26 protein-coding genes are annotated in these 22,889 nt (G+C 65.7%); 10 read left to right on the forward strand and 16 right to left on the reverse strand.

Annotated features, from left to right (window positions below):
- The first annotated feature begins 8 nt into the window (after window positions 1-8).
- Window positions 9-422 (forward strand): hypothetical protein, encoded by a 414-nt coding sequence (locus GUI70_RS17525; protein ID WP_161883606.1) that lies wholly within the window; start codon window positions 9-11, stop codon window positions 420-422.
- A 33-nt stretch (window positions 423-455) separates the two neighbouring features.
- Window positions 456-2,027 (forward strand): L-glutamate gamma-semialdehyde dehydrogenase, encoded by a 1,572-nt coding sequence (gene pruA, locus GUI70_RS17530; RefSeq protein ID WP_161883607.1) that lies wholly within the window; start codon window positions 456-458, stop codon window positions 2,025-2,027.
- A 109-nt stretch (window positions 2,028-2,136) separates the two neighbouring features.
- Here the strand turns inward: pruA and sucD are convergent, their stop codons facing one another.
- The 8 genes from sucD to GUI70_RS17570 all read right to left on the reverse strand — a co-directional run bounded on the left by sucD (window position 2,137) and on the right by GUI70_RS17570 (window position 7,998).
- A complete protein-coding gene (gene sucD / locus GUI70_RS17535) occupies window positions 2,137-3,042 on the reverse strand; it encodes a succinate--CoA ligase subunit alpha (protein WP_161883608.1) in 906 nt (301 codons plus the stop codon).
- Window positions 3,039-4,202 carry an ADP-forming succinate--CoA ligase subunit beta gene (sucC, locus tag GUI70_RS17540; protein ID WP_161883609.1) on the reverse strand — a complete coding sequence of 388 codons (1,164 nt, stop codon included), beginning with the start codon at window positions 4,200-4,202 and terminating at the stop codon, window positions 3,039-3,041. Before sucC ends, sucD begins: the two co-directional genes overlap by 4 nt.
- Before the next feature lie 210 nt (window positions 4,203-4,412).
- Window positions 4,413-4,646 carry a hypothetical protein gene (locus GUI70_RS17545; RefSeq protein WP_161883610.1) on the reverse strand — a complete coding sequence of 78 codons (234 nt, stop codon included), beginning with the start codon at window positions 4,644-4,646 and terminating at the stop codon, window positions 4,413-4,415.
- A 24-nt stretch (window positions 4,647-4,670) separates the two neighbouring features.
- Complete coding sequence (locus GUI70_RS17550; protein WP_161883611.1) at window positions 4,671-5,282, reverse strand: division plane positioning ATPase MipZ; 612 nt, start codon at window positions 5,280-5,282, stop codon at window positions 4,671-4,673.
- A gap of 181 nt (window positions 5,283-5,463) precedes the next feature.
- Complete coding sequence (locus GUI70_RS17555; RefSeq protein WP_161883612.1) at window positions 5,464-6,534, reverse strand: CopD family protein; 1,071 nt, start codon at window positions 6,532-6,534, stop codon at window positions 5,464-5,466.
- 8 nt (window positions 6,535-6,542) lie between these two features.
- Window positions 6,543-6,941, reverse strand: coding sequence for a copper resistance CopC family protein (locus tag GUI70_RS17560; RefSeq protein WP_161883613.1), 399 nt, complete (start codon window positions 6,939-6,941; stop codon window positions 6,543-6,545).
- 52 nt (window positions 6,942-6,993) lie between these two features.
- Window positions 6,994-7,440 (reverse strand): DUF1775 domain-containing protein, encoded by a 447-nt coding sequence (locus GUI70_RS17565; RefSeq protein WP_161883614.1) that lies wholly within the window; start codon window positions 7,438-7,440, stop codon window positions 6,994-6,996.
- Between the two features lie 51 nt (window positions 7,441-7,491).
- Window positions 7,492-7,998 (reverse strand): hypothetical protein, encoded by a 507-nt coding sequence (locus tag GUI70_RS17570; RefSeq protein WP_161883615.1) that lies wholly within the window; start codon window positions 7,996-7,998, stop codon window positions 7,492-7,494.
- 61 nt (window positions 7,999-8,059) lie between these two features.
- On the opposite strand from GUI70_RS17570, the gene GUI70_RS17575 reads away from it, so the two are divergent.
- Genes GUI70_RS17575 through GUI70_RS17585 form a run of 3 tightly spaced genes read left to right on the forward strand, consistent with a single transcriptional unit; the run spans window position 8,060 to window position 9,822 of the window.
- Entirely contained in the window at window positions 8,060-8,311 is a 252-nt protein-coding gene (locus tag GUI70_RS17575; protein ID WP_237725009.1) for a hypothetical protein, read from the forward strand.
- A 45-nt stretch (window positions 8,312-8,356) separates the two neighbouring features.
- Window positions 8,357-8,839 carry a peptide-methionine (R)-S-oxide reductase MsrB gene (gene msrB / locus GUI70_RS17580; RefSeq protein WP_161883616.1) on the forward strand — a complete coding sequence of 161 codons (483 nt, stop codon included), beginning with the start codon at window positions 8,357-8,359 and terminating at the stop codon, window positions 8,837-8,839.
- Between the two features lie 38 nt (window positions 8,840-8,877).
- A complete protein-coding gene (locus GUI70_RS17585) occupies window positions 8,878-9,822 on the forward strand; it encodes an alpha/beta hydrolase family protein (protein WP_161883617.1) in 945 nt (314 codons plus the stop codon).
- Between the two features lie 18 nt (window positions 9,823-9,840).
- Here the strand turns inward: GUI70_RS17585 and GUI70_RS17590 are convergent, their stop codons facing one another.
- Together GUI70_RS17590 and GUI70_RS17595 are read right to left on the reverse strand one after the other, a co-directional pair.
- Window positions 9,841-10,704 (reverse strand): DivIVA domain-containing protein, encoded by an 864-nt coding sequence (locus GUI70_RS17590; RefSeq protein WP_161883618.1) that lies wholly within the window; start codon window positions 10,702-10,704, stop codon window positions 9,841-9,843.
- Between the two features lie 137 nt (window positions 10,705-10,841).
- The gene (locus GUI70_RS17595; protein ID WP_161883619.1) at window positions 10,842-11,513 is read right to left on the reverse strand and encodes a YggS family pyridoxal phosphate enzyme; all 672 of its coding nucleotides are present in this window, start codon (window positions 11,511-11,513) and stop codon (window positions 10,842-10,844) included.
- A gap of 417 nt (window positions 11,514-11,930) precedes the next feature.
- Between GUI70_RS17595 and bamA the strand changes: the two genes are divergently transcribed.
- Window positions 11,931-14,537, forward strand: coding sequence for an outer membrane protein assembly factor BamA (gene bamA / locus GUI70_RS17600; protein WP_161883620.1), 2,607 nt, complete (start codon window positions 11,931-11,933; stop codon window positions 14,535-14,537).
- Between the two features lie 80 nt (window positions 14,538-14,617).
- Here the strand turns inward: bamA and GUI70_RS17605 are convergent, their stop codons facing one another.
- The 3 genes from GUI70_RS17605 to trmFO all read right to left on the reverse strand — a co-directional run bounded on the left by GUI70_RS17605 (window position 14,618) and on the right by trmFO (window position 16,470).
- Complete coding sequence (locus tag GUI70_RS17605; RefSeq protein WP_161883621.1) at window positions 14,618-14,785, reverse strand: hypothetical protein; 168 nt, start codon at window positions 14,783-14,785, stop codon at window positions 14,618-14,620.
- Between the two features lie 58 nt (window positions 14,786-14,843).
- Entirely contained in the window at window positions 14,844-14,990 is a 147-nt protein-coding gene (locus tag GUI70_RS17610; RefSeq protein ID WP_161883622.1) for a hypothetical protein, read from the reverse strand.
- An 82-nt stretch (window positions 14,991-15,072) separates the two neighbouring features.
- Window positions 15,073-16,470: a methylenetetrahydrofolate--tRNA-(uracil(54)-C(5))-methyltransferase (FADH(2)-oxidizing) TrmFO gene (gene trmFO, locus GUI70_RS17615; protein WP_161883623.1), complete on the reverse strand. Its 1,398-nt coding sequence runs from the start codon at window positions 16,468-16,470 to the stop codon at window positions 15,073-15,075.
- Window positions 16,471-16,749: 279 nt separating this feature from the next.
- Between trmFO and GUI70_RS17620 the strand changes: the two genes are divergently transcribed.
- From GUI70_RS17620 to GUI70_RS17630, 3 genes are all read left to right on the forward strand, one after another.
- Window positions 16,750-17,589, forward strand: coding sequence for a class I SAM-dependent methyltransferase (locus tag GUI70_RS17620; RefSeq protein ID WP_161883624.1), 840 nt, complete (start codon window positions 16,750-16,752; stop codon window positions 17,587-17,589).
- Between the two features lie 9 nt (window positions 17,590-17,598).
- Complete coding sequence (locus GUI70_RS17625; RefSeq protein WP_161883625.1) at window positions 17,599-18,408, forward strand: Cof-type HAD-IIB family hydrolase; 810 nt, start codon at window positions 17,599-17,601, stop codon at window positions 18,406-18,408.
- Between the two features lie 129 nt (window positions 18,409-18,537).
- On the forward strand, window positions 18,538-19,011 hold the full coding sequence (locus GUI70_RS17630) for a hypothetical protein (RefSeq protein WP_161883626.1): 474 nt from the start codon (window positions 18,538-18,540) through the stop codon (window positions 19,009-19,011).
- A gap of 18 nt (window positions 19,012-19,029) precedes the next feature.
- Here the strand turns inward: GUI70_RS17630 and GUI70_RS17635 are convergent, their stop codons facing one another.
- From GUI70_RS17635 to trxB, 3 genes are read right to left on the reverse strand one after another with little or no spacing between them, the layout of a single operon-like run.
- Entirely contained in the window at window positions 19,030-20,202 is a 1,173-nt protein-coding gene (locus GUI70_RS17635; protein ID WP_161883627.1) for a MalY/PatB family protein, read from the reverse strand.
- Between the two features lie 30 nt (window positions 20,203-20,232).
- Window positions 20,233-20,979, reverse strand: coding sequence for an RluA family pseudouridine synthase (locus tag GUI70_RS17640; RefSeq protein ID WP_237725010.1), 747 nt, complete (start codon window positions 20,977-20,979; stop codon window positions 20,233-20,235).
- A 23-nt stretch (window positions 20,980-21,002) separates the two neighbouring features.
- The gene (gene trxB, locus GUI70_RS17645) at window positions 21,003-21,962 is read right to left on the reverse strand and encodes a thioredoxin-disulfide reductase (protein WP_161883628.1); all 960 of its coding nucleotides are present in this window, start codon (window positions 21,960-21,962) and stop codon (window positions 21,003-21,005) included.
- Between the two features lie 379 nt (window positions 21,963-22,341).
- On the opposite strand from trxB, the gene GUI70_RS17650 reads away from it, so the two are divergent.
- Window positions 22,342-22,653, forward strand: a complete 312-nt coding sequence (locus GUI70_RS17650) for a hypothetical protein (protein ID WP_161883629.1) — start codon at window positions 22,342-22,344, stop codon at window positions 22,651-22,653.
- Window positions 22,654-22,889 lie beyond the last annotated feature (236 nt).

Here is a 22,889-nt window from a genome sequence, read left to right on the forward strand (position 1 = left end):
ATGACACCGTGAGCGTCCACTTTCCCGACCCCGACCACGTCAACGGCTTTTACCTGGGCCAGTTCCTCGGACTGCTCGGCTGGGCGGCGCGTTCCGGTGAGGCCGACCACACCCTCTCGGCCTTCGATCCGCAGCGCCCCGAGGACGTGGCTTACCTGGCCCAGTTGCTGCTGCCCTGCCTGGACAGCCTCAGCGAAGCCCAGGACGCCGCGCTGGCCCGCACCTGGGCCTACGCCATATCGGAGTTCGACGACCGCGATCTGGGCTGGTTTTTGCTGGGCTGCCTACCCACTCTGCCCCAGTACCCCCGCGAGTTTCTGGGTCAGGTGGCTGCCCAGTTGTACCCGCAGGGCTTGCCGCAGGTGGACGCCCAGATGCGGCGGCTGGATTTGCCGAACGAGTCGCTGTTTGATCTCGCTTGACCGTTTGTTACACCGCTTCTTAAGGAGTCTTCCATGATCAAAGTTGAACCCTACCGCCCGCAAGCCTTCATCGATTTCACCGTGCAGGCCAACGTGGACGCATATCAGGTGGCCCTCGCCAAAGTCCGCGCCGAATTGCTGGGCAAGCACTACCCGCTGATCATCAATGGCGAGCGGGTGGACACCGCTGAAAAGCTCTACAGCACCAACCCCTGCGACACCTCCGAAGTGGTGGGCAGCACCGCCAAGGCCACCACCCAGGACGCCCAGCGTGCCCTCGACGGCGCGTGGGCGGCCTGGGCCGAGTGGAAAACCTGGAGTATGGACGCCCGCGCCCGGATTCTTCTAAAGGCGTCGGCCATCCTCAAGCGCCGCCGCCTGGAAGCCTGCGCCCTGATGTCCATCGAAGTCGGCAAGAACTACGCTGAGGCCGACGTGGAAGTGGCCGAGGCGATTGACTTTCTGGAGTACTACGCCCGCGAGGCCATGAAGTATTCGGGCTTTGGGGCCGCCGAGACCACCTGGTTCGACGGCGAGGAAAACGGCCTGATGTCCATTCCGCTGGGTGTGGGCGTCAGCATCTCGCCGTGGAACTTTCCCTGCGCGATTTTCGCCGGGATGCTGGCCGCGCCGATTGTCGCCGGCAACTGCGTGATCGCTAAGCCTGCCGAGGACTCGGGCATGATCGCTGGGTTCGTCGTGGACATTCTGATTGAGGCTGGAATGCCCGCTGGCGTGCTGCAATTCCTGCCGGGCGTTGGTGAAGAGGTGGGCGAGTACCTCGTCCAGCACGCCAAAACCCGCTTCATTACCTTCACTGGCTCGCGCAGCGTGGGCCTGCACATCAACGTGGCGGCGGCCAAAGTTCAGCCGGGCCAGAAGTGGCTCAAGCGCGTGATTATGGAACTCGGCGGCAAGGACGCTTTGATCGTGGACGAGACCGCCGATCTGCCCAACGCTGTGACCGCGGCGGTGCAGGGGGCCTTCGGCTTCAACGGCCAGAAGTGCAGCGCCATGAGCCGCCTGATCGTGGTGGACGAGGTGTACGACGAGGTGGTCAGCCAGTTCGTGGAGCGCACCAGGGCCTTGAGCGTCGGTACCGGCGAGGCCAACGCCAATGTTACCGCCGTCGTGAATCAGGAATCGTTCGACAAGATCGGTCAGTACATCGAGATCGGCAAGGGTGAGGCCACGCTGCTGACCGGCGGCGAGACGCCCGGCGAATGCGGCGGCAAGGAGGGCCACTATGTGCAGCCCACCATCTTCGGTGACGTGCCGCAGGACGCCCGCATCGCTCAGGAAGAAATCTTCGGGCCGGTCATCTCGGTGTTCCGCGCCCGCGACTTTCAGCACGCGCTCGAACTGGCCAATTCCACCGAGTACGGCCTGACCGGCGGCGTGTGCAGCCGCAACCGCGCCCGGCTGGAGCAGGCCCGTGCCGAGTTCGAGGTGGGCAATCTGTATTTCAACCGCAAGATCACCGGGGCCATCGTAGGCGTGCAGCCGTTCGGCGGCTACAACATGTCCGGCACCGACAGCAAGGCGGGCGGCCCGGAGTACCTGGGCAACTTCTTGCAGTTCAAGGCCGTGACCGAGCGGTTCTGAGTCTGGAATCGAGAGAGGGGCCGCTTGAATGAGCGGCCCCTCCCTTGTTTTCTGTTGCTGCCAAATAAAAAAGTCGCCCCGCGAGGCGACTTTGATTCAAGCTATAACTTTACTTGTTCAGCACTTTCTTGACCAGCTCGATGATTTCCGGCATGGTGTCGGCCACCGGAACGTTGGCGTCCTTGAAGGCGGCCAGCTTGCTCTCCGGGGTGCCGATGTTGCCCATGATGATGGCTCCGGCGTGGCCCATCCGCTTGCCCGCTGGAGCGCTGCGCCCGCTGATAAACGCCACCACAGGCTTCTTCATGTTGTTCTTGATGTACTCGGCGGCGGCTTCCTCGTCGGCTCCACCGATTTCACCGATGACCACGATGGCGTCGGTATCGGGGTCGGCCTCAAACAGCGGCAGCACATCGGCAAAGGTGGTGCCGATGACCGGGTCGCCGCCGATGCCGACGGTGGTGGAGGTGCCGAGTCCGGCGAGTTGCAGCAGCTTGCCCGCCTCGTAGGTCAGGGTGCCGGAGCGCGAGATCAGACCGATGCGGCCCTTCTCGGCGTAGATGCTGTTGGGCATGATGCCGATCTTGCACTCGCCGCTGCTGATCAGGCCGGGGCAGTTGCCGCCGATCAAGCGCACGCCTTTGCCGCCCTGCGAGAGGCTTTCCTGGTTGAGGCGGTTGACTTCCTGCACCGCTTTCATCATGTCCACGGTGGGCACGCCCTCGGTGATCAGGATGACCAGCGGCACGCCCGCATGGGCCGATTCCAGCACCGCGTCGGCAGCTCCGGCGGGTGGCACGAAGATGATGCTGGCGTCCACCGGATGGTTGGCCTTGGCCTCGGCAACGCTGTTGTAGATGGGCAGGCCCTCGTGCGTCTGGCCGCCCTTTCCGGGGGTCACGCCCGCGACGACCTGGGTGCCGAACTCGCGCATGGCCTTGGTGTGGTTCGCGCCCTCGCGCCCGGTCATGCCGACGACGATCACGTGCGTGTCTTTGTTGACGAGGATGCTCATTTCTTCTCTCCAGCGTTGTTGGCGTCCTGGGCGGCGGCTTCGGCAGCCTGGAACATGTCGGGATACATCTGAATCAGCGGGCTGTTGACCTCGGCCAGCAGCGCCTTGGCCTCGGTCTCGGCAGTCCCGGCGATGCGCATGCGCACCGGCTTGGTCAGGATGCCCTCGTTCAGCGCCTGAATGACGCCCTTGGCAACCTCATCGGCGCGGGTGATGCCGCCGAAGATGTTGATGAAGATGGCCTTGACGTCGCTGTCTTTACTGACCAGCTTGACCGCGTTGTAGACGATCTCGGCCTTCGCGCCGCCGCCGATGTCGAGGAAGTTGGCGGGCTTGGCCCCGGCCCGGTTGACCACGTCGAGAGACGTCATCACGATGCCTGCGCCGTTGCCCAGCACGCCCACGTTGCCGTCGTCGAGCTTGACGTAGGCGAAGCCGTACTTGGCCGCCTCGATTTCCAGCGGGTGCTCGGCCTCGGTCTCGCGCCAGCTCAGCAGGTCTTTGTGGCGGTACATGGCGTTGTCGTCGATCTCGAACTTGGTGTCCAGCGCCAGCGGGGTGCCGTCGGCGTCGATGAACAGCGGGTTGATCTCGACCAGCACGGCGTCGCGCTCGAGGGCGGCCTTGCTCATCTTGACCATCATGTCGGCGATCTTGTTGAGATTGCCCTTGAATCCGGCCTTGATGGCGACCTCGCGGGCCTCGTAGGGGCGCAGACCGGTCACCGGATCGACGCGGTGGCGAATGATCTTCTCGGGGGTGGCGGCGGCGACCTCTTCGATTTCCACACCGCCCTCGGCGGAAGCCATCAGTGTGAAGCTCTGCACGTTGCGGTCCACGATCATGCCGACGTAGTACTCCACGCCCGCGTCGATGTCCACGGCCTTGGTGACCAGCACCTTGTTGACGGTCAGGCCCTTGATGTCCATGCCCAGAATCTTCTCAGCGTTTTCATGCGCCTTGTCGATGGTGGGGCTGAACCTGACGCCGCCGGCCTTGCCGCGTCCGCCGACGTGGACCTGCGCCTTGACGACCACTGGCTGACCGTACTCGCGGGCGATGGTGCGCACCTCGTCGGGGGTGTAGGCGACCTTTCCGTCCTGCACATTGACGCCGAACTGGCGCAGAAGTTCCTTGCCCTGGTATTCGTGAAGTTTCACTGGTGCTCCTTGACTGAAAACCTAGACGATAACGTCTAGAAAGGAAGGCGCGGCTTAAACCCGCGCTGATCGGTGCTTGAGGTGTTGGATTGTGGCATCCTGCTTACCCGGTAAAGAAGTATACCGTTTCGGGGCGACTTCTCATCTATAGCCGGCCTTGTTGTTCCTGGGCTGGGAACAACCGTACTGCCGGGTTTCTTAGCGCCGCCACTACTCGCCGTGCATGCCGGAGCGGGTGCGCAGCCAGGCCGAGAGCAGTTCGTCGACCAGTTCCGAGACGCTCTCGCCGCCCTCGCGCTTGACTTCCCTCCACACTGCCCGCAGCACTTCCTTGCGGACATAGACGATTTCCAGCGGCTCCAGACTGTCGGGGTCGGGCTTGGACTTATCGCGCTTTTTCTTGCGCACACGCTGGCCTTCCAGGTAGACAAACCGCTTGCTCATCAGCCGTGCCTCACGGTGCCGCGCTCACAGCAGCTCTCTCGACAGGGTTACGATGTCGGCCCAGGCCTGCGCCGCCCGGTGATCAAGCACGTCGCGGCACAGCACGCCGAGTTCGGCGGCCCGCACGTAGGCGGCATACGAGCGCACCAGGGTATTGCAGACGGTCACGCCGCTCTCACGCAGGTCCTCGCGGGCGCCTTCGCCGGCCCGGCCAATCGGTGGTACCCGGTTGACCACCACGCGGGTGCGGCGGCGGGTCTGGGGGTCTTCGTGAAAGAAGTTCATCAGCTCCGTGGTGGCGTCGAGTTCCAGCATCGACACTCCGCTCGGCACCAGAATTAAGTCGGCCCGCTCGCCCAGCGCCCGCAGTTCCCTGCGTTTTGGGCGGCCCTCAGTGTCAATGACGATCACGTCGGCTTCCCTGAGTTTTTTTGGTTTGACGTTTTCAGGTTCCAGTACCGCGAAGGGCAGCCCCGGTCCGCGCCCGGCCCAGCGCACGGCGCTGCCGACCCGCCCGTCCTCGTCGATCAGCACGGCACTCAGGCCGCGCTCGGCAAAGGCCCCGGTCAGGTGAACGCTGAGGGTGCTTTTGCCCACGCCGCCCTTCTCGGAGGTGACGGCGATCACCTGCGGCATGTTGTTTTTTGCACTCGCTTCATGAGACTCAGCCTAGCAGGGGAGGCCCGCCGGGGTGTCAGCCGCGTCGTGCCCGCGTCCAGCAAGGTAAGTGGGTTCCAAAAAAGCCGCCCGGAAGCCGAGAGGTCCGGGCGGCTTTCATCGGGTAGAGGGATTGTCGGCCACGGGTTTGACAGCCGCGCTAGTACCCGAATGCCACCCGCGCTTTCTCTGCGTTTCGCGAAAGTTCCAGCGCCCAGTTGCCGCTCATCCACAGTTGGGTCTGGCCGCTGAGGGTGCTGCCAGTGGCGCTCAGCGCCAGCGCTTGGTCGGGCATGGCGTGGTCGAGCATGATCAAACGGGCCCGCACGTCCGGCAGGGCTGGCGTCAGGGTCAGTTCGAAGTCGCCGGGGCCGCTGAGCACCACTTGACCGCTGAGGGTTTGCTGGCCTAGTTTCACTGAAACCGGCACGACCTGCCGCTGAATGAGCGCCGTGCTGGGCGGCGGCGAGGTCGCCAGCGCGCCCGAGAGGCCCAGCACGCCGATCATCAGCGCACCTTCCAACAGCAGCGGAGCCAGCCAGCCCGTCCGGAGCGAGCGCCGCACCAGCACCGACACCGGCACCACCGCGATCAGCAGCCCCAGCTTGATCAGCAGGGCCACGCCCCAGGTGCTGCCCCACAGCGCGGGCCACAGCGCGGTCAGCGGCACGTGGCAAAGCGTGGCGGCCACACCCGAAGCCACGAGTACGCTGATGCACGAGAAGGCCACCACCGTGAACCTGCGCCCGGTGTCCAGGCTGGGCCGCCGGTAGGCCAGCGCCAGCACCCCGCCCACCCAGATGGCCGCCGCGCCCGCGTGGGCCATGTCGAGCAGCAGCCAGACGCCGCCCAGTTCGCCGGAGTGGCCGGCACTCGCCGCGCCCCAGAGGCTCAGCACCCCCGCCCCCAGCCCCAGCAGCCACCAGCCTTGCAGCCCGGCAGCCAGCACCATCGCTGCGCCGATCACACGGACGACGGCGGCCCGGCCGGTGCGGGTGGTCGCCAGGAAGTCGGCCACGTCGCCAGGGGCCGTGAAGCCCAGATCGATCAGGGTGCTACCGACTTCCAGCAGCGCACCGATCAGGATCAGCCCCGCACCCAGCGCCAGCCACCCCAGCGGTACCACGGCCAGTCGGGTCCGGCGCATGACACTGCCGCCCAGTAGCAGGGCCAGGCCCAGATAGGTCAGCAGTTTGGCCAGGGCCAGTCCGCTTAAGCCCAGCCCGCTCATCGCCCGCCCTACCTGACGCTGAAGCTGCTCTGGCCGCTGACCGGGTGGCCGTCATACGACAGGATCTGCCACATCACCACGTAGGCACCAGGCTTCAGGTTGGTTTTCAGCGGCAGGTCGAGCCTGGCGGCCATGCTGGAGGAGCTGCTGTACGTGTCGGCGCGGGCCTCGGCGTCATTTTTGAGATTGATCTTCGTTCGGGTCAAGGCGGCCGCGTTCATCCTGGCAGGCAAGGCGTAGACCTTGAAGGTCGAGAAGCGCAGATTGATCGGCTCGCTGAAAGTCAGCGTGACCATCTTGGGCGCGGCCACCGTGCTGCCCGCCGCCGGAGAGAAGTGGGTGATCTGGGTGTGGGCGGCAGCGGTACCGAACAGCAGCGCCGTGAATAGGAGAAGCAGTTTTGGCATGGGACTCCTCACGTGGGGCAAGCGGTCTGGCCTGCTCCCGAATGCTCAGCTTTTACTTGATGGTCGTCTTGCTGGCGGGCGTCTGCGGGTCCACGCCGTCCCAGGCCACCACGCTGCCGTCGGCGTAGGTCTGATACACGTTCCAGCTCAGGTCGCCAGCGGCCTCGGGGTTGCGCGCCTGGAAGAAGAAGCTGACGTATTCCATCGGCGCGATGGTGCCGGTCCAGGTGATCTCGGTGACCAGTCCAGCGGTGTCGGTCTTGACGGTCCGCGTGAAGCCGGGCGTGACCTGAAAGCGGGTGATGGTCAGGCCCTTGGGAACCAGCATTCGGACAGCGGTGGTATTCAAGTCCTTCTCGACCGGCACGTTCAGGCGGTAAGTCTCACTGGCTCCCGCCGCGCTCTCGGCTGCGCCCGTCTCGGTACGGACGACGGCGTGGGCCAGGGCGGGCGTCAGTGACAGAACAGCAACCGCCAGCAGAAAACTGAGTTTTTTCATGGGATGATCCTTTCTGGAATCTGGGAATGGAAGGCTCGAAGACAGGGTTCTTCAGCTCCAGAAAGGCGGGGCGCGTGCCCGTTGGTGCCCGGCCAGCAGGCGCGGCGCGGCGGGCCGGGCACGGTCCTGGGCCACCCTCTGGGGCGCGGGCTGGGCCAGCAGCTCAACCGAGAAGACCGCCAGCGCGAACGCCGCCGTGAAACAGAACGGGCAGTGTCCGGCGTGGGTGTCACTGTGCGGGGCGGGCGCGGGCGGCGCGTTGGCGTCGTGCTGCCCGTGGCTCGGCTGAACGTGCGGCGGCGCGGCACGCTTCCCGGTCTGTCCGGCTGGCCCGGCTCCCGACGCATTCATCGGCAGTTGCATCGGCTCGGCGCGCTCGGCAGGCGGCGCGGTCTGAACCGTTTCGACCGCCGATGACATGGTCCCCATGACGACCATGCCCGGCATGGTCGTCATGGGGACCATGTCCTGCTGGCGGATCAGGAAGGCGAACGAGGCAATGAGCCACAGCAGCGCCGCCAGCATGCGCTGGAACCGGAGCCGGGCGGAGCAGGGCATCGGCCCCAGCCTATCCCGGCTCCCTGAGGACAAAACAGGCGGCGCGGCCCACAATGCAAGCGTGACCTCCTCGCCCGAATCCGATTCACCCGCAGACCAGCTCGCCGTGCTGACGGCCCAGCTCACCGCCCAGCCGTACTGGACGGCCCTTGCCATGCAGGAACAGGGCAGCCGGTTCTTCCAGCATCTCGGCGCGGCCCTGGCGGCAGCCGACCCCGCCAACCGCCGCCGGATTTTTCAGACCTGGCCGGGCGAGTGCTGGGACTTTTATCAGCGTGGCCTAGTGCTTGAGCAAAATGCCGAGGACGCTTGAGCCGGGCCTCACGGTGCTGCCAGGGCCGCGGCATTAAGCTGGGTCATGACCACATCCGATCAACCGACTGCTGAAGCGACCAAGGCGGCCTTCAGCAAGCCCAGCGACGCCGAACTCAGAGCGCGCCTGACCGCCGAGCAGTACCAGGTGACCCAGCACGAGGGCACCGAGCGGCCCTTCACCGGCGAGTACTGGAACAACGACCAGCCGGGCATCTACGTGGACGTGGTGTCGGGCGAGGCCCTCTTCAGCTCGCTCGACAAGTACGATGCGGGCTGTGGCTGGCCCAGCTTCACCCGTCCGATTGCCGACGCTCAGATTCAGGAGCGTACCGACCGGCGGCATTTCATGACCCGTACCGAGGTCCGCTCCGGCGCGGCGGACTCGCACCTGGGTCACGTTTTCGACGACGGTCCGCGCGAGGCGGGTGGTCTGCGCTACTGCATCAACTCGGCGGCCCTGCGTTTCGTGCCGGCGACCGAGCTGAAAGCGCAGGGCTACGGCCAGTACAAAGCGTTGTTCGGGTAAGGCCAGCTTGACCCCGAACCTGAAAGAATCGGGTTCAGATGGTCTTCTCTTCGTCCAAATTCAGGAAGCTCAGCGGCCCCGTGCTTCTAGGCTTCTTGCTGGCGCTGGGGCTGGTCCTCGCCGCGCGTTCGTCGCCCATCCCGGTGGTGCTCGTCGCGCGGCTCAATTACAAGGTAGACGGCCTCAAGATCAACGGTCTGATCTGCCGCCCGGACACCCGCCTCAGCAGGCCGCTGCTCAATCTGGTGCACGGGGGGCTGGATTCGCCCATCGATGAGGCCCTCTGTCGGCGCTTCGCTCGACTCGGCTACGTGGTGGCGGCCAGCGCCCTGCGCGGCCAGGGCGGCAGCCAGGGCAGACCCGAGATCTGCGGCGGCGAGGTCAATGACGTGCGGGCGCTGGGCAGCCTGGCAAGGCAGCGCTTCCGGGCCGATCCCCGGCGGGTCGGGTATCTGGGGGTCAGTCTGGGCGGCTGCATCGCCCTCAAGGCGGCGGCGCTCAGCAGCGGTGTGCGGGCCGCCCTCACCCTGCTTTCGCCCACAGACTTTGCCGAGCAGCTCCGGCTCTTGTCGCACCGGCCTGGTGCGGTGGCCCGCTGGGAAGCGCTGCTGGGCGGGTCCGCCGCGCAGGTTCCCGCCGCCTACGCCGCCCGCAGGCCGCTGGACGCGCTGGCCCGCCTCAAGGCCCCGCTGCTGACGGTGGCCGCTGCCCGTGACCAGCTCATTGCGCTGCGGCAGAGTTGCGAGGCCGCCGATGTGCGCCGGGCGGCGGGCCACCGGGTCGTCGAGGTGCGGCTGACCATAAGCGGCTCACCCGGCAAGCTGAACCAGGGCTGTCCGAAGACGGCGGCCGTCGGTCAGTTGCCCAGCCTCCGAGGCCAGGACGTGCTACTGATCTATGAAAATCTGGATCATCTCAGCACACCGAACATGTGGCAGGCGGCGGAGGCGTATCTGGCAGCCAACCTCGCACCGCCGCGCTGAGGCTGAGTTCCCCACCGATCAGGAAAAGCGCTGTTCCTCGATTTGCACCGCCGCCGCCTCGGGCGTGAGGGTCTCGTGGCTGAGCACCGTATCGGCGGCTTTGGCGCTGGGCGCAGCACTCCGGCTCAGCAGACTGCGCGGCTCGGGTGCGGACATATCACCGATCTGGCGATGCGGCAGTCCAACGGTGTCGGGCAGGAGGTGGGTGTTGGCGGCCTGGGCGAATGCCTGCGACACCGCCCGGTACTGCGACATGAACTGGGCGTACTCGGCGTGCGCGGCACTCAGCCGCCCGCTGAGGTCGGCGTAGCGGGCGTTGAACTCGCGCTCCAGGGTGGCCGAGCGCTCGCGGGCGCGGTGCTCGAGTTCGTGCTCCTGGGCCTGATAGAGCGATTCGAGCTGGGCGCGGCGCACGCTGAAGGTGCTTTCCAGTTCGCGTAGCCTGGATTCGTGGCGCGCGAGCGCTTCCTGCTCTCGGTTCTTGGCGACGTCCTGAATCAGTGCGGCGCGGTGCTCGGCTTCCTGCAAGGTCAGCATGGCTTCCTGGCGCGACTGCTCCTTGAGTTCGTGGCCGATGCGCTCGGCGGCCACCACCGTCCGGCGCAACTCGTCCTCGGCGTCCTTGTACTCATGCACCTGGCGCTGCAATTCCTGGAGACGCTGGGTCAGCTGGGCACGCTCGCGCAGTCCCGCTTCCAGGGCCTGGGCCACCTCCGAGAGGTAAGCGCGCACCTCACCCTGACGGTAGCCGCGCCAGCCAGCCGCGAAACTGCGGTGCTGCACGTCGAGCGGCGTGAGTGCCTGGCCCGGCGCAGTGTGTCCCGCGCCGAACTGTTCGGTGTTTTCCGGGGCACCGGGTTGTCCGAGAAAGGAACCGGGCATCGCCGCGCCAGCACTGGTTTGATTGAAATCGGCTGAACTGCTCCTGGCCGGGTTGGAAGAAGCCGAAGCGCCGTCAGCGCTGCTGCCCCCGCTGGACGAGTTCACAAGAGGAGAGCGCACCGAATTGGTCGAGTCATTCACGTAAACAGCCGCCTTCCGATCCGCACCAGCGTCGCGCCCTGCTGAATGGCGGGAATAAAGTCGTCACTCATGCCCATGCTGAGTTCGCTCAGGTTCAGGTCGGCAGCGCACCTGGCCGCTTGTCCGAAGACCTGCCGGGCTGCCTCGGGGTCGCCGTAAGGGGCCATCACCATCAGCCCGCGCACTTCCAGACCGCTCTGCACCGCTTCATGGTACAGCGCGGCGGCGTCTTCCGGGGCCACCCCGTGCTTCTGGGCCTCGCCGTTGTGCAGCTGAATCAGCACGGCGGGCGCATGGCCCCAGCCCTCGGCTGCCTGGGCGATGGCCTGCACCTGCCAGGCGGCTTCCAAAGTGTGAATCAAACTGACCGGCTCCAGATACTTGATCTTGTTGCGCTGCAAGGGACCGATAAAGTGCCACTCGGTGGGCAAGAAGCGCTCCTGCCAGCCGCGCTCACGGGCTTCTTTGACCTTGTCTCGCAGCTCCTGGCCCCGGTTCTCGGCCAGCATCACCGGCGCGGCCAGGGTGCTGGAGCCAGCGAGAATCTGGGTTTCAATGGCGTCCAGACTCTGTCCCTTGCTCACCACCACCAGCCGCACACTGCCTTCCGGACGGCCCGACTCGGCCTGGGCGGCCTGCAACTCCGATAAGACTTGGTTCAGGGTCATCTGCCCATACTCTAGAGCGTTTGTCCATTCGCTTGCCCGGGCACGGCGGTACCTGTCGAGGGCCTGCCCGCTCGCACCCTCTCTCGCACGAGGATCGAGGTCCCCCTTCCTGAGCACCTTTCGGCGGCCTGGCCGCAAAGCGGTTAAAAAACTCACCCGCTGTTGGCTATGCTTGCGGTGCGCCGCGCCGCTTGGTTCTGGGCCGCCGCTGCCCGGCCCACTGTGGCCCGGTTTCGCTCCGCGCCTGCCCGGCTGGTTTCACGGTTCTCAGGAATGTCCTGCACAATGTGACACAGCGTCTTTTCAAGCGTCGTCCTCCAACCTGCTTCTCGTTCTCGCCCCGGTCAGTGACGGCCTCTTTGCTCCATTGCCCCTGACCGCTTTTGTCCGCCGCCGGTTTACCCAGGAGACACTTCGATGAAACACCCGCTCACCCTGGCCCTTTCGCTGGCGCTCGCTGCCCCGCTGGCCGCTGCCCAGACCACCGCTCCCGCGCCCACTGCGCCCGCGTCGCCTGCGCCCACCACCGCTCCCCAGACGGCCACCCTCGGCGACGTGGTGGTCACGGGCGCGCCGGATCTGCTCGGCAACTTCCTCAAGGCCAGCTTGACGGTGCAGCCCGGCGCGGCGCTCTCCGGCCTGAACCTGCGCCAGATCGAGCAGGAAACGCTGGCCACCGGCTACTTCAGCAGTGCAGTCGCCTCGCTCGGCACCCAGAACGGCCAGAACGTGCTGACCCTGGCGGTCAAGGCCAACCCGGTGATCAGCGCGGTGGAAGTCAGCGGCCTGAGCTACTTTCCGGCAGACACATACAAAGCCCGCATTGCCGATCTGCTCAACATCGCGCCCGGCGCGACCCTCAACACCGACCGCATCGAGCAGAGTAAAGAGTTGCTGGCCCAGAACTTTCGCGGCGAGGGCTACCCGTTCGCGCCGAACATCAGCACCCAGACCAAGGCCGCCGCTGACGGGAGCGTGACGCTGACTTATGTGGTCGACGAAACCGCGCCGATCAGCCGGGTGGAAGTCGAGGGCAACACCCGCCTGCCGCGCGACGCCGTGGTCAACGCCTTCAAGCCGCTCTACGACGCCAAGAAGTTCACCCCTGACGAGTACTTCAAGGCGGCCCAACAGATCGCCCAGGCGTACCAGGCGGCGGGCTTCTTGCAAAGCGGCGTGGACGTGACCGGCACCACCCTGGAAGACGGCGTGCTGAAAGTTCGGCTGGCCGAGGGCGTGGTGAGTAGCGTGGACACCAGCAACCTGGGTGCGGCGGTAAGCGCGGCGGGTCTGAGTACCCAGATCGGGCAACCGCTGACCCTCGCCAACCTCGAAGCCGATACCCGTACGCTGGCCAACCAGACCGGCAAGTCGGTGGGCTTTGCCCTGCAACCTGATCCTCAGAACCCGGCCAAGGTCACGGTGCTGTTCGGCGACGCCCAGACCGCCACCGGCCCGGTCAAAGAAATCCGCTTCACCGGCAACACCAAACTCACGAGCGCCGAGCTGACGGCGGCCCTCAAGGTCAAGGTCGGCGACGTGTATTCCAAGCAGCTCGCCGAGAGCAGCTTCTTCTCGCTGCGCGACGCTTACCGGGCCAAGGGCTACGAGGTGTCCACCCGCGACCCGATCACCTTCGATCAGGGCGTGCTGACCTACACCCTGCGCGAGGCCAGCCTCGCCAAGTTTGAACTCAACTGGGCAGGTACCCACCGCACCAAGGACCGGGTCATTCTGCGCGAGTTGCAAGACCTGAGGGGCGTGGTCACCGACGCCAGCGTGCGCGACGGCCTGGACCGCATCACCCGGCTGGGCATCGTCAAGGTGGCCAACCTGACCACCCGCTCGGACGATCCCAAGAACCCCGAGGCGTTGACCTATGTGATCAGCCTCACCGAGCAGAGCAGCACCCGTAGCATTCCGCTGGGCATCACCTACGACACCGCCAGCGGATTTCAGGGCAGCATCGGCGTGAGCAACAACAACGTCTTCGGCCTGGGCCACACCCTCGACGCTTCGGTGACGGCCCAGCCCACCGATTCGGGGCAGTTTCTGGGCGGCGGCGTGTCGTACACCATTCCCTGGCTCGACATCGATTTCGCCGACTTCCGCAAGACCCGCACCAGCCTGTCGCTGAGCCTGAGCAGCAATCTCTCGCCCAACAACGTCATCCTGAACACCGACAGCAGCGTCACCGGGCGGCAGTTTACCCAGCGCTCCAGCGGCTTCAGCGTGCGGGTGGGCCGCAGCCTGGGCCAGTACCTGACCGGCAGCTTCGGGGTGGGCACCAGCTACGACGTGAGTTACCTCGAAAAGGTGACGGCAGCTGACCAGACCGCCGCCGACACGGCAGGCACGACCCTGCTCGACGACGACACGGCCCGCGCCCTGCTGCCGCAAAACGGCGTGGTGACCCGCCTCAGCCCGGCGCTGACCTACGACTCGAGCAACAGCAGCGACTTCCCGACCCAGGGCATTCGCGCCAACCTCTCGCCGTCGTACAACTTCGGCTCGGCGGGCAGCACCAGCCTGGGCTGGTTCCGGCTGGAAGGCGGGGCCAGCACCTACTTCGGCTTCGGCAAATCGCTCGACAAGGGCTTTAACCAGCAGACCAAACAGCAGGTCTTCGCGGTGCGGGCCAATGCGGGGACCCTGACCGGCACTTACCCCAGCGGCAGTCTGTTTACCATCGGCGGGGCCAGCATCGTCAGCGCCTACGAGTTGCGCGGCGTGCCGAGCGGCACCCTGAAGGGTAGCAGCTACATTACCGGCAGTGCCGAGTACCGCTACGACTTCGGGGTCAGCAACTCGGTGGCACAGGGCCTCTACGGCATCGCCTTCGTGGACGCGGGCACCGCTTTTGCCGCAGATGGGACCCAGACCAGCGACTATGGCCTGGGCCTGGGCGTGCAGCTCAATCTCGGCGTGGGCGGCGCGCTGTTGCCCGCACTGCGCTTCGACTACGGCTTCTCGCCGAGCAACAACAGCTCCAAGTTCACCTTCCGCATCGGGCCGGTGTTCTGAGCCGCTGAACAACCGGGGGTCTGGGTCCGTTGCGGCCCAGGCCCCGCTTCATTGGGGCCGCAAGCGGGTGAAGTCGCCGGTTACCAGGGGCGCTCGCCTTTCGACTGATGCGCGCCCAGGGTTCGGGCGGTGTCTTCCTGCGCCTGCCGCTGCGCTTGCTCCAGCGACTTGCCTAATCCCGACATCCGGCCCCACACGAACAGACCGATCGCCACCACCGCAGCCAGTATGAGCCAGAGCCATTCCATACTGCTCAGTACGCGGGCAAGCGGCTCAAGGTTGCTCAGCCCGCGCGGCAAACCCAGGTCAGCGGCTTGCCGCCTTGCTTTTTTGGCGCTTGGCCGCAGGCTGCCCGCGTTCCCTTTTTGAGTTGCCCGTCCACAGGCGGCCTCCCGCCTCCATCAGCCAGTCACCGAAGACGCCGAACCCCAGTTCCCAGAGCCAGGTATGCATACCCATCAGTACGAGCGGGCAAGCTGGAAGTTGCGCCACCTGCCGGTGTGGTTCAACTTCCGACTTTTTCCGGCGCACCAGTTCAGCGCAGCACGGGTTCGGCGGTTTCCTCGGCAGCCCTGGGCGGCTCGATTGGAGTTGGCTCCGTCACGTCCAGCCCGGCATCCCGCGCCCAGGTCACGAAGGCATTCAGGCCGAGTCGGTACAGCACGGGCCGCTTCTCGCGCTTGCCGAGCTTCTTGCGGCCTTCGGGCACCGGCAATTCGGGGACCAGCGCCCAGTTGACATTCATCGGCTGGTAGTTTTTGGGGTTGGCACTGGCGAGGTAGCGGGTCAGGCCGCCAAGCATGCTCTCCTGCGGCGGCACGATGCTGCCCAGGCCCAGTGCGGCGCGGGCGGCGTTGGTTCCGGCCAGCCAGCCGGTCGCCGCCGATTCTAGGTAGCCCTCGGTGCCGGCCAGCACGCCCGCCACGAAGGTACCGGGGCGCAGCTTGAGTTGCAAGTCGGCCTCCAGCACCTTCGGCGCATTGAGGTAGGTGTTGCGGTGCATCACGCCGTAGCGCACGATCTCGGCGTTTTCCAAACCGGGAATGAGGTGCACTACCGCCAACTGGTCGCCCCATTTCAGCCCGGTCTGAAACCCGACCAGCGACCACATCCGGCCTTCCTGGTCTTCCTGGCGCAGCTGGGCCGCCGCGTAGGGCCAGCGTCCGGTGCGCGGGTCGGTCAGGCCACGCGGCTTCATCGGGCCGAAGCGGGGGGTGTCCTTGCCGCGCCGGGCGATTTCCTCGATGGGCATGCAGCCCTCGAAGAATTCCAGCTTTTCCCAGTCGTGGGGGGTATGACTGCGGGCCTGTTCCAGCGCCGCATAAAAGGCGTCGTATTCCTCTTTGTTCATCGGGCAGTTGAGATAATCGGCACTCTGCTCGTAGCGCCCGGCCCGGAATACGATGTCCATATTGATGCTCTCGAAGGCGATCACGGGTGCGGCGGCGTCGTAGAAGGCCAGCTGCTCGTCGCCGGTCAGCCGCGCCAGTTCGCCGGACAGGACCTCGGCGGTCAGCGGGCCGGTGGCGATCACGCACAGCCCCACCGGGAGTTCGGTGACTTCCTCGCCGTGAACAGTGATCAGCGGATGACGGCGCACGGCATCGGTGATGCGCTGCGAGAATGCTTCGCGCTCGACGGCCAGCGCTCCGCCCGCGGGCAGCCGTGAGGCGTCGGCGCTTTCCAGAACGGCGCTGCCCACCGCTCGCATCTCGCTTTGAAGAAGGCCCTTGGCCTGCAATTCGCCCTGGCCGCCGAGCGAGTTGCTACACACCAGTTCGGCAAAGTTGCCGCTGCGGTGCGCCAGGGTCATCACTTTGGGGCGCATCTCGTAAAGATCAACGCGCACGCCCAGCCTGGCGGCGGCCAGCGCGGCTTCCGATCCGGCCAGGCCCGCGCCGACGACGGTGATCGAGGGGGTTGGAGAAGTCATCCGGGTAGTCTAGAGCATGGGTCATAAAAATCTGTCTCTTTTTATGACCGAGCGAACTTGCCAGGCGGTGAAGCAGAGCGGGTAGAAGCGGTCCAGTTCCATCGCCCGTTCACGACGAAGGTGCCGCTGTGGCCTGACAGTGGTGTGAATGGGTTGCATCTCCCTGCCCACGGACCGAAAAAATGCTCCAGTGGCTTAGCGCGGCGAAGCGCTTTTGACGCCAATTTGACGTCGTGCCGGGTAGAGTACGCGGACATTCGAGCTTCGAAAGGAAACCCCATGACCCAGCCCGCCGAAGCCGCCCTTCACGCCGCCCAGATGTACGAACACTTCATGGTGCCGCTGATGTTCGCGCCCTGGGCGACGGTGCTGCTGGAGTTTGCCGGTGTGCAGGCAGGCGAGCGGGTGCTGGACGTGGCCTGCGGTACCGGCAGTGTGGCGCGGCAGGCGGCCGTGCGGGTGGGGCCGGGCGGCGCGGTCAGCGCCCTCGACATCAGCCCGGCGATGCTGGCTGTGGCCCGACAGAGCGCCGCGCCGGACGCACCCGCCATCGACTGGCAGCAGGGCAGCGCCCAGGAATTGCCATTCGCGGACGCGACGTTCGCGGCGGTGCTGTGCCAGCAAGGGATGCAGTTCTTTCCCAGTCCGGTGGGCGCGCTGCGCGAGATGCGCCGGGTGCTGCGGGTGGGCGGACGTGCCGCGCTGCTGGTCAATCAGCCTCTGGAGCGCAACCCGCTCTATCAGCGGCTGAGTCAGGCCGGGCAGAAACGAACCGGCGTGGAGCTGTTCGCGGCAGCCTTCGCCCTGAGTGATCCGGACCGATTGGAACTGCTGCTGACCACCGCCGGGTTCGTGGACATCGAAGTCAGCTCCCAGTCGCGCCCGGTACGCTACGCCGAGCCGCAGCGCTTCATCGCGTCCATCTTGCAGGGTGCAGCCGCCGCCGTTCCCGCGCTGGCGGCCATGAGCGAGGCGCAGCGCCTTCACCTGACCGATCAGTTCCAGGGCGATCTGGCCGACTGGCTCTCGGACCAGACCGAGGGCGGCGAACTCGTCACTGAGATGGCCGTGCATCTGGCGCGGGGTCGCCGCCCGGATGAGGTGACGGCGGCAGGCTAGGCTGGGGTCATGCCTCTTCGCCTTATCGCCACCGACCTTGACGGCACCCTCCTGCGCAGCGATCTGAGCGTCAGCCCACGCACCCGCCGGGCGCTCGACGCGGCGAGGGCGGCAGGCCTCCAGGTGGTGCCGGTGACGGCCCGGCAGCCACACGGCGTGCGGATGATCGCCGAGGCGGCCGGATTTACCGAATACGCGCTGTGCAGCAACGGCGCTCACGGCGTTCACCTGGGCACCGGCGAGACCTTGTTCGAGGTTCACGTGACAGAGGCCGCCCAGCGGTCTATCGCTCAGGCCCTCTCGGCGCGGGTGCCGGGTGTGCTGTTTGTCAGCGTGCGAGACGGCGGTCAGGTGTTCGTGGCCCAGCAGGGTTACGCCGAGATCGCCCATTTCGAGGACCACAAGCGCTGGCCCCACGAGATGGGCGCAGCCACGCTGGAAGCGGTGCTGGCCGCGCCCAGCCTCAAGTTCATCGTGCGCCACCCCATCCTGACGCCGCGCGAACTGCTGCCCGAACTCAGCGCCCTGAAGCTGCCCGGCTTCGCCGTGACCCACAGCGGCGCGCCGTTTCTGGAAGTGCTGGCCGAGGGGGTGAGTAAAGCCTGGGGCCTGGCGAAACTGTGCGCGCTTCTGGACATTGATCGCTCTGAAGTGCTGGCCTTCGGGGACGCGCCCAACGATGCCGAGATGCTGGCCTGGGCGGGGCGCGGCGTGGCGATGGGCAACGCCGACGAAGACACGCGGGAAGTCGCCGATGAGATGACCCTCACCAACGACGAGGACGGGGTCGCCGACGTGCTGGAGCGGCTGGTCAATTGAGTGGGCGCTTGCTCGGTCAGAAACGCAGCCTTGAGCGTTCGTTTACGCAGCGGGTCAACGGTGCTGCGGCGCAGAGCAATCGTCACCCATCTGACCACTGGACGGTTTGGCTGCGACTTACGCTGGAGCATGACCTCCACACTGCGCCGGTTGTTGCTGCTGGGCACCTTGATCGGCCTGCCCACCGGGTCCGTGTCTCTCGCCGCTGCCCCCGCCGCCCCCACGGCTTCCCAGACGGTGGCCGAAAAGAGCGCCGAGGCCCGTGCCAGGACGCTGCTCAAGGAGTTTTACGCCGTCAAACTGGGCAACATCTGGGCCGCCTTCACGCCGGAGGTCAAGGCGCAGTGGGGCACCCTCGACGGGTTTACCCAGTACCGTCAGACCGGGGTCGAGCAGTTCGGCGCGGAGCAGGAACTGGTGGGCGAGAAGACCTTCGTGCGCGGCAACGTAACCTACTACGTTCGCAGCGCCACCTTTGTGAAGGTTCCCGAGATCGTCTGGGCAGTGGCCTTCGGCTTCGATCAACTGGGCCGCATCAGCGAGTTCGGCATCACGCTGGAGCATGATCGCTCGACCGATCAGGTGGCCATGAGCGCCCCCTGATCGGTCGGGCCCTGTGACTCAGCCCTTGACCGCCCTGGCCAGCCGCTCCAGCCCATCTTGCAACAGCGCGCGGCTGGTGGCGAAGTTCAGCCGCACGAAGCCCTGGTAGTCCGAGCCGAAGTTGAGGCCGTCGTTGAGGGCAAGCTGGGCTTCTTCGAGCAGGTACTTTTGAATGTCGGCGGCGCGCGGGTGGCTTCTGAGGTCGAACCAGGCCAGGTAGGTCGCCTGCGGCGGCGTGTACGGCACCTCCGGCAGTTCGCGGGCCATGAACGCGCTCACGAAGTCGCGGTTGGCCTGCAAGTACTTGAGCGTCTCGGCCAGCCATTCGGCCCCGCTGCTGAGCGCGGCTTGCCACATGGTGATGCTCAGGGCGCTGGCATGGCCCATGATGCCGTGGGTAGCCTTCTCCAGCCGGGCCACCAGTTCGGGGTTGTGGCTGACCATCGCCCCGATGCCCAGACCCGCCGTGTTGTACGCCTTGCATGGCCCCGTCAGCGTGACGACGCGCCCGGCGAGTTCGGGCCGCACAGCGGCAAACGGCACGTACTCCGGCGCGTCCGGGTAACGCAGATCGGCGTGCAATTCGTCACTGACGACCCAGAGGTCGTGCTTGAGGGCGAAGTCGGCTAAGCCTTCCAGTTCGGCACGGGTCCACACCCGGCCCGCCGGATTGTGCGGGTGGCAGAGCATCAGCAGTTTGGTGTTGGGTGTCATGGCGGCGTCCAGGGCAGCCATGTCCAGCCTCCAGCCCTCCTTGCTCTCGGTCAGCGCCACGGCGTTGAGTACCCGCCCGTGATCGGTAATGGCGCTCAGGAATGGCGGGTAGATCGGCACCACGGTCATCACCGCGTCGCCCGGCTGGGTTAGGGCCTGCACAGCGGCATAAAGGCCTGGCACTACGCCCGGTAGAAAGCCGACGCCCTCGGGAATCAGATTCATCAGGCCGTCGCGCGCCAGCTTGGCGATCAACTGCGCCTTCAGCACTGGGTCGCCCGTCACCTGGGCGTAGCCGATCGAGCGGGTCAGGCGGTCTTGCAGCGCGGCCAGAATCGGCTCGGCCACCGGGAAGTCCATGTCGGCCACCCACATCGGCAGCACGTCCTCGCCGTAAAAGGTCCACTTGATGTTGTCGGCGTGGCGCAGCTGCTCGGGCGAAAGGGTGTCGTGGGGAGAGGGAGCAGTGTCGGTCATGCCCGTCAGTCTACGCCGCCCGCCGCCGGATCAGTGTGCGGGCAGTTCGTCCCAGAAGGCCTGCAGATCCGCTGCCAGCGGCACTTCGACCCGCACCTTCGCCCGGTCCCAGCCGAAGCTCAGGCTGTGGGCGTGGAGTGCTTGGCGGGGCAGCAGGAGCCGCCGGGTCAGCGCGTCCGTCTGCCCGGTCTGCATGAAGTTCAGAAACACGTCCGGATCGCGTCCGTAGATCTTGTCGCCCACCATCGGCAGCCCCAGATGCCAGAGGTGTGCCCGGATCTGGTGCAGCCGCCCGGAGCGCGGGAAGGCGTGCAGCAGCGTGAACCCCGGCTTGCGGGCCACCACCCGGAACTCGGTGGCGGCGGGCTTGCCGTCTGGCACAACCCCCTGGCGAATCTGGATGTGGTTGCTCTCCGAGAGGCCCACGAAGCCCAGCGGAGCGTCCAGCAGCGTGCTTTCCCACTCCGGTGAGCCGTGAACGATGGCGAGGTATGACTTGCCGACCAGATGCTCCTTGAACAGTGTGAAGAAGCGCCGGGCCGAATCGCTGTCGCGCGTGAAGAGCTGTGCGCCGCTGGTCTCGCGGTCGAGTCGGTGCGGCGGGGCCACCCCCGCTTCGCCGGTTTCGCGCTGCAAGAACGTCAGCACATCCGGCACGTCCACGCGGGCGCGTACCGGATGGGTGAGCCACAAAGCGGGCTTGGCGATCACATAGAAGTCGGGATGCTCGGTAACGATTCGCGGGCGCTCGGCGGGTGGAGGGGAAGCGGCCAGCACCAGTCCCTGACCTGACTCAGGGTTCAGTCTGCTGCGCTCTCTTCAAGTTCTAGGGCAGCCAGCATCCGCTCCACGCTCATGGCTGCCCGCGTGCCTGCGCCCACGCTGGTGGCGAGCTGACGGTACACATAGTCGCTGATGTCGCCCGCCGCGAACAGTCCCGGCACGCTGGTGTAGATGTCGTCGCGGACCTCCACGTAGCCGTCCTCGCGCAGCTTGACCACACCTTCCAAGAAGCCGGTGTTGGGGACGTGCCCGATAAAGATGAAGACGCCGTCGGTGTCCATGCGGCTCACCTCGCCCGTCTTGAGGTTCTTGAGCTGCACGGCCTGCACGCTCTCCTCACCGATAATCTCCTCGACGCCCGTGTCCCAGATGAACTTCATCTTGGGACTGGCAAAGGCGCGGGCCTGGGCCACCTTGTTGGCGCGCAGGCTGTCACGGCGGTGAATCAACGTCACCTCGTCGGCGAACTTGGTCAGAAACAGGCCCTCTTCCACGGCGGCGTCGCCCCCGCCCACCACCACGACTTTTTTGCCCCGGTAAAAGAAGCCGTCGCAGGTGGCACAGGTGCTGACCCCCTTACCCCAGAACTGCTCCTCGCCCGGCACCGAGAGGCGCTTGGGGTTGGCTCCGGTGGCCAGAATGACCGCCTTGGCATGGTAGGTGCCGCTATAGCCGGTCACCAGGAAGCCGCCATGCGGGTGGTGCTCGATACTCTGCACCTCTTCCATCTCGATTTTCGCGCCGAAGCGCTCGGCCTGCTCGGTCATGCGCTGCGCCAGCTCAGGGCCAGAAATGGGCTCAGGAAAGCCGGGATAGTTCTCGACTTCTTCGGTCTGGGCGATCTGCCCGCCCGGCAGTCCCTTTTCCAGGACCACCGTGTTGAGGCTGGCGCGGCCCGTGTAAATGGCCGCCGTCAGGCCCGCAGGACCGCCGCCGATAATCACCACGTCGTGTTGAGAAGGTTGAACGTTCGTCATGCTGGGAGCTTAGCAGAGGTGCGTCGTCGCAACGGTGTCTCAGTTTGTTTTTTAAAGCAGGAATAAGGAGAGTCATGTGATCTCGGTCACGCTGAAGGTAGGCAACAAAAAAGCCCGCACGAAGCGGACTGGTTTGACGCTGCTGAATTGGCTGGGGCACAAGGACTCGAACCTTGATCGACAGTGTCAGAGGCGCTGAGTCAGTTGTATCTCTGCGGGGACGTGAGATGGCGCGTGTTGTATTTTTGTCGTCTGGAAGGGCATTGCCCACAAAGTAAGAAGGTCAGTTGTAGGCACGGGAAGGCGGGAGACAGCAGGCCTTTTACGCACGAATTACGCACGCGCACCCGCTTGTTGTCTGGCCTGCTACCATTACGCCATGTCCAGAACTGTGCTGATACGTTTCGTTCCGCCCGCACCGATCAAGACTAAGACCGGCAAGGCCACCACGCACGTGCGCGAGTGGGACGGCGAGAAGATGGCCGCGTTTCTGCAAGAGGGCCTGGAAATCTGGGCAGGCGACAAGCACCCGGACTTCGAGATGCGGGTGCTTGTGTCGCGTCAGGCCGAGATCCGTTTCGAGAACTGGAAGCCGGACAAGACCCAGGCTGAAGAGCTGCGCGCCGAGATCGGTGACGAGATCGCGCTGGTTATGGAAGGCATCGAGCCGGAAGACTACCTGAGCGAGTAACGCCGGTGGCTCAGCCGCTGGATTGACGCGAGACGGGTGCCCCCCCAGAGGCACCCGTTCGCTCAAATAACCTTTATGCAAAAGGACACGTGCTGCGGCGCATCTTTGTCATAAAGGTAGAACATGCTTTTCTTCTACTGAGATGTTGCGGTTTACGAAAAAGCTGTCCAGCACGGCTTTGCACCTCAGAATGAGGGTGTGAACGCAAAGGAAACTCGTGCTGGACAGCTTTACAC

It is taken from the genome of Deinococcus alpinitundrae (assembly GCF_009982895.1).
Classification (GTDB): Bacteria; Deinococcota; Deinococci; order Deinococcales; family Deinococcaceae; genus Deinococcus; species Deinococcus alpinitundrae.

What these genes read in the sequence shown, in the direction of transcription:
- trxB (WP_161883628.1), bottom strand. Translation starts at nt 21,962, where the DNA reads ATGACGAACGTTCAACCTTCTCAACACGACGTGGTGATTATCGGCGGC.
- trmFO (WP_161883623.1), bottom strand. Translation starts at nt 16,470, where the DNA reads ATGACTTCTCCAACCCCCTCGATCACCGTCGTCGGCGCGGGCCTGGCC.
- GUI70_RS17605 (WP_161883621.1), bottom strand. Translation starts at nt 14,785, where the DNA reads ATGGAATGGCTCTGGCTCATACTGGCTGCGGTGGTGGCGATCGGTCTG.
- msrB (WP_161883616.1), top strand. Translation starts at nt 8,357, where the DNA reads ATGACCACATCCGATCAACCGACTGCTGAAGCGACCAAGGCGGCCTTC.
- GUI70_RS17565 (WP_161883614.1), bottom strand. Translation starts at nt 7,440, where the DNA reads ATGAAAAAACTCAGTTTTCTGCTGGCGGTTGCTGTTCTGTCACTGACG.
- GUI70_RS17545 (WP_161883610.1), bottom strand. Translation starts at nt 4,646, where the DNA reads ATGAGCAAGCGGTTTGTCTACCTGGAAGGCCAGCGTGTGCGCAAGAAA.
- GUI70_RS17620 (WP_161883624.1), top strand. Translation starts at nt 16,750, where the DNA reads ATGACCCAGCCCGCCGAAGCCGCCCTTCACGCCGCCCAGATGTACGAA.
- GUI70_RS17555 (WP_161883612.1), bottom strand. Translation starts at nt 6,534, where the DNA reads ATGAGCGGGCTGGGCTTAAGCGGACTGGCCCTGGCCAAACTGCTGACC.
- GUI70_RS17595 (WP_161883619.1), bottom strand. Translation starts at nt 11,513, where the DNA reads ATGACCCTGAACCAAGTCTTATCGGAGTTGCAGGCCGCCCAGGCCGAG.
- GUI70_RS17560 (WP_161883613.1), bottom strand. Translation starts at nt 6,941, where the DNA reads ATGCCAAAACTGCTTCTCCTATTCACGGCGCTGCTGTTCGGTACCGCT.
- pruA (WP_161883607.1), top strand. Translation starts at nt 456, where the DNA reads ATGATCAAAGTTGAACCCTACCGCCCGCAAGCCTTCATCGATTTCACC.
- GUI70_RS17610 (WP_161883622.1), bottom strand. Translation starts at nt 14,990, where the DNA reads ATGCATACCTGGCTCTGGGAACTGGGGTTCGGCGTCTTCGGTGACTGG.
- GUI70_RS17630 (WP_161883626.1), top strand. Translation starts at nt 18,538, where the DNA reads ATGACCTCCACACTGCGCCGGTTGTTGCTGCTGGGCACCTTGATCGGC.
- GUI70_RS17635 (WP_161883627.1), bottom strand. Translation starts at nt 20,202, where the DNA reads ATGACCGACACTGCTCCCTCTCCCCACGACACCCTTTCGCCCGAGCAG.
- GUI70_RS17550 (WP_161883611.1), bottom strand. Translation starts at nt 5,282, where the DNA reads ATGCCGCAGGTGATCGCCGTCACCTCCGAGAAGGGCGGCGTGGGCAAA.
- GUI70_RS17650 (WP_161883629.1), top strand. Translation starts at nt 22,342, where the DNA reads ATGTCCAGAACTGTGCTGATACGTTTCGTTCCGCCCGCACCGATCAAG.
- sucD (WP_161883608.1), bottom strand. Translation starts at nt 3,042, where the DNA reads ATGAGCATCCTCGTCAACAAAGACACGCACGTGATCGTCGTCGGCATG.
- GUI70_RS17570 (WP_161883615.1), bottom strand. Translation starts at nt 7,998, where the DNA reads ATGCCCTGCTCCGCCCGGCTCCGGTTCCAGCGCATGCTGGCGGCGCTG.
- GUI70_RS17585 (WP_161883617.1), top strand. Translation starts at nt 8,878, where the DNA reads ATGGTCTTCTCTTCGTCCAAATTCAGGAAGCTCAGCGGCCCCGTGCTT.
- GUI70_RS17625 (WP_161883625.1), top strand. Translation starts at nt 17,599, where the DNA reads ATGCCTCTTCGCCTTATCGCCACCGACCTTGACGGCACCCTCCTGCGC.
- GUI70_RS17590 (WP_161883618.1), bottom strand. Translation starts at nt 10,704, where the DNA reads ATGCCCGGTTCCTTTCTCGGACAACCCGGTGCCCCGGAAAACACCGAA.
- bamA (WP_161883620.1), top strand. Translation starts at nt 11,931, where the DNA reads ATGAAACACCCGCTCACCCTGGCCCTTTCGCTGGCGCTCGCTGCCCCG.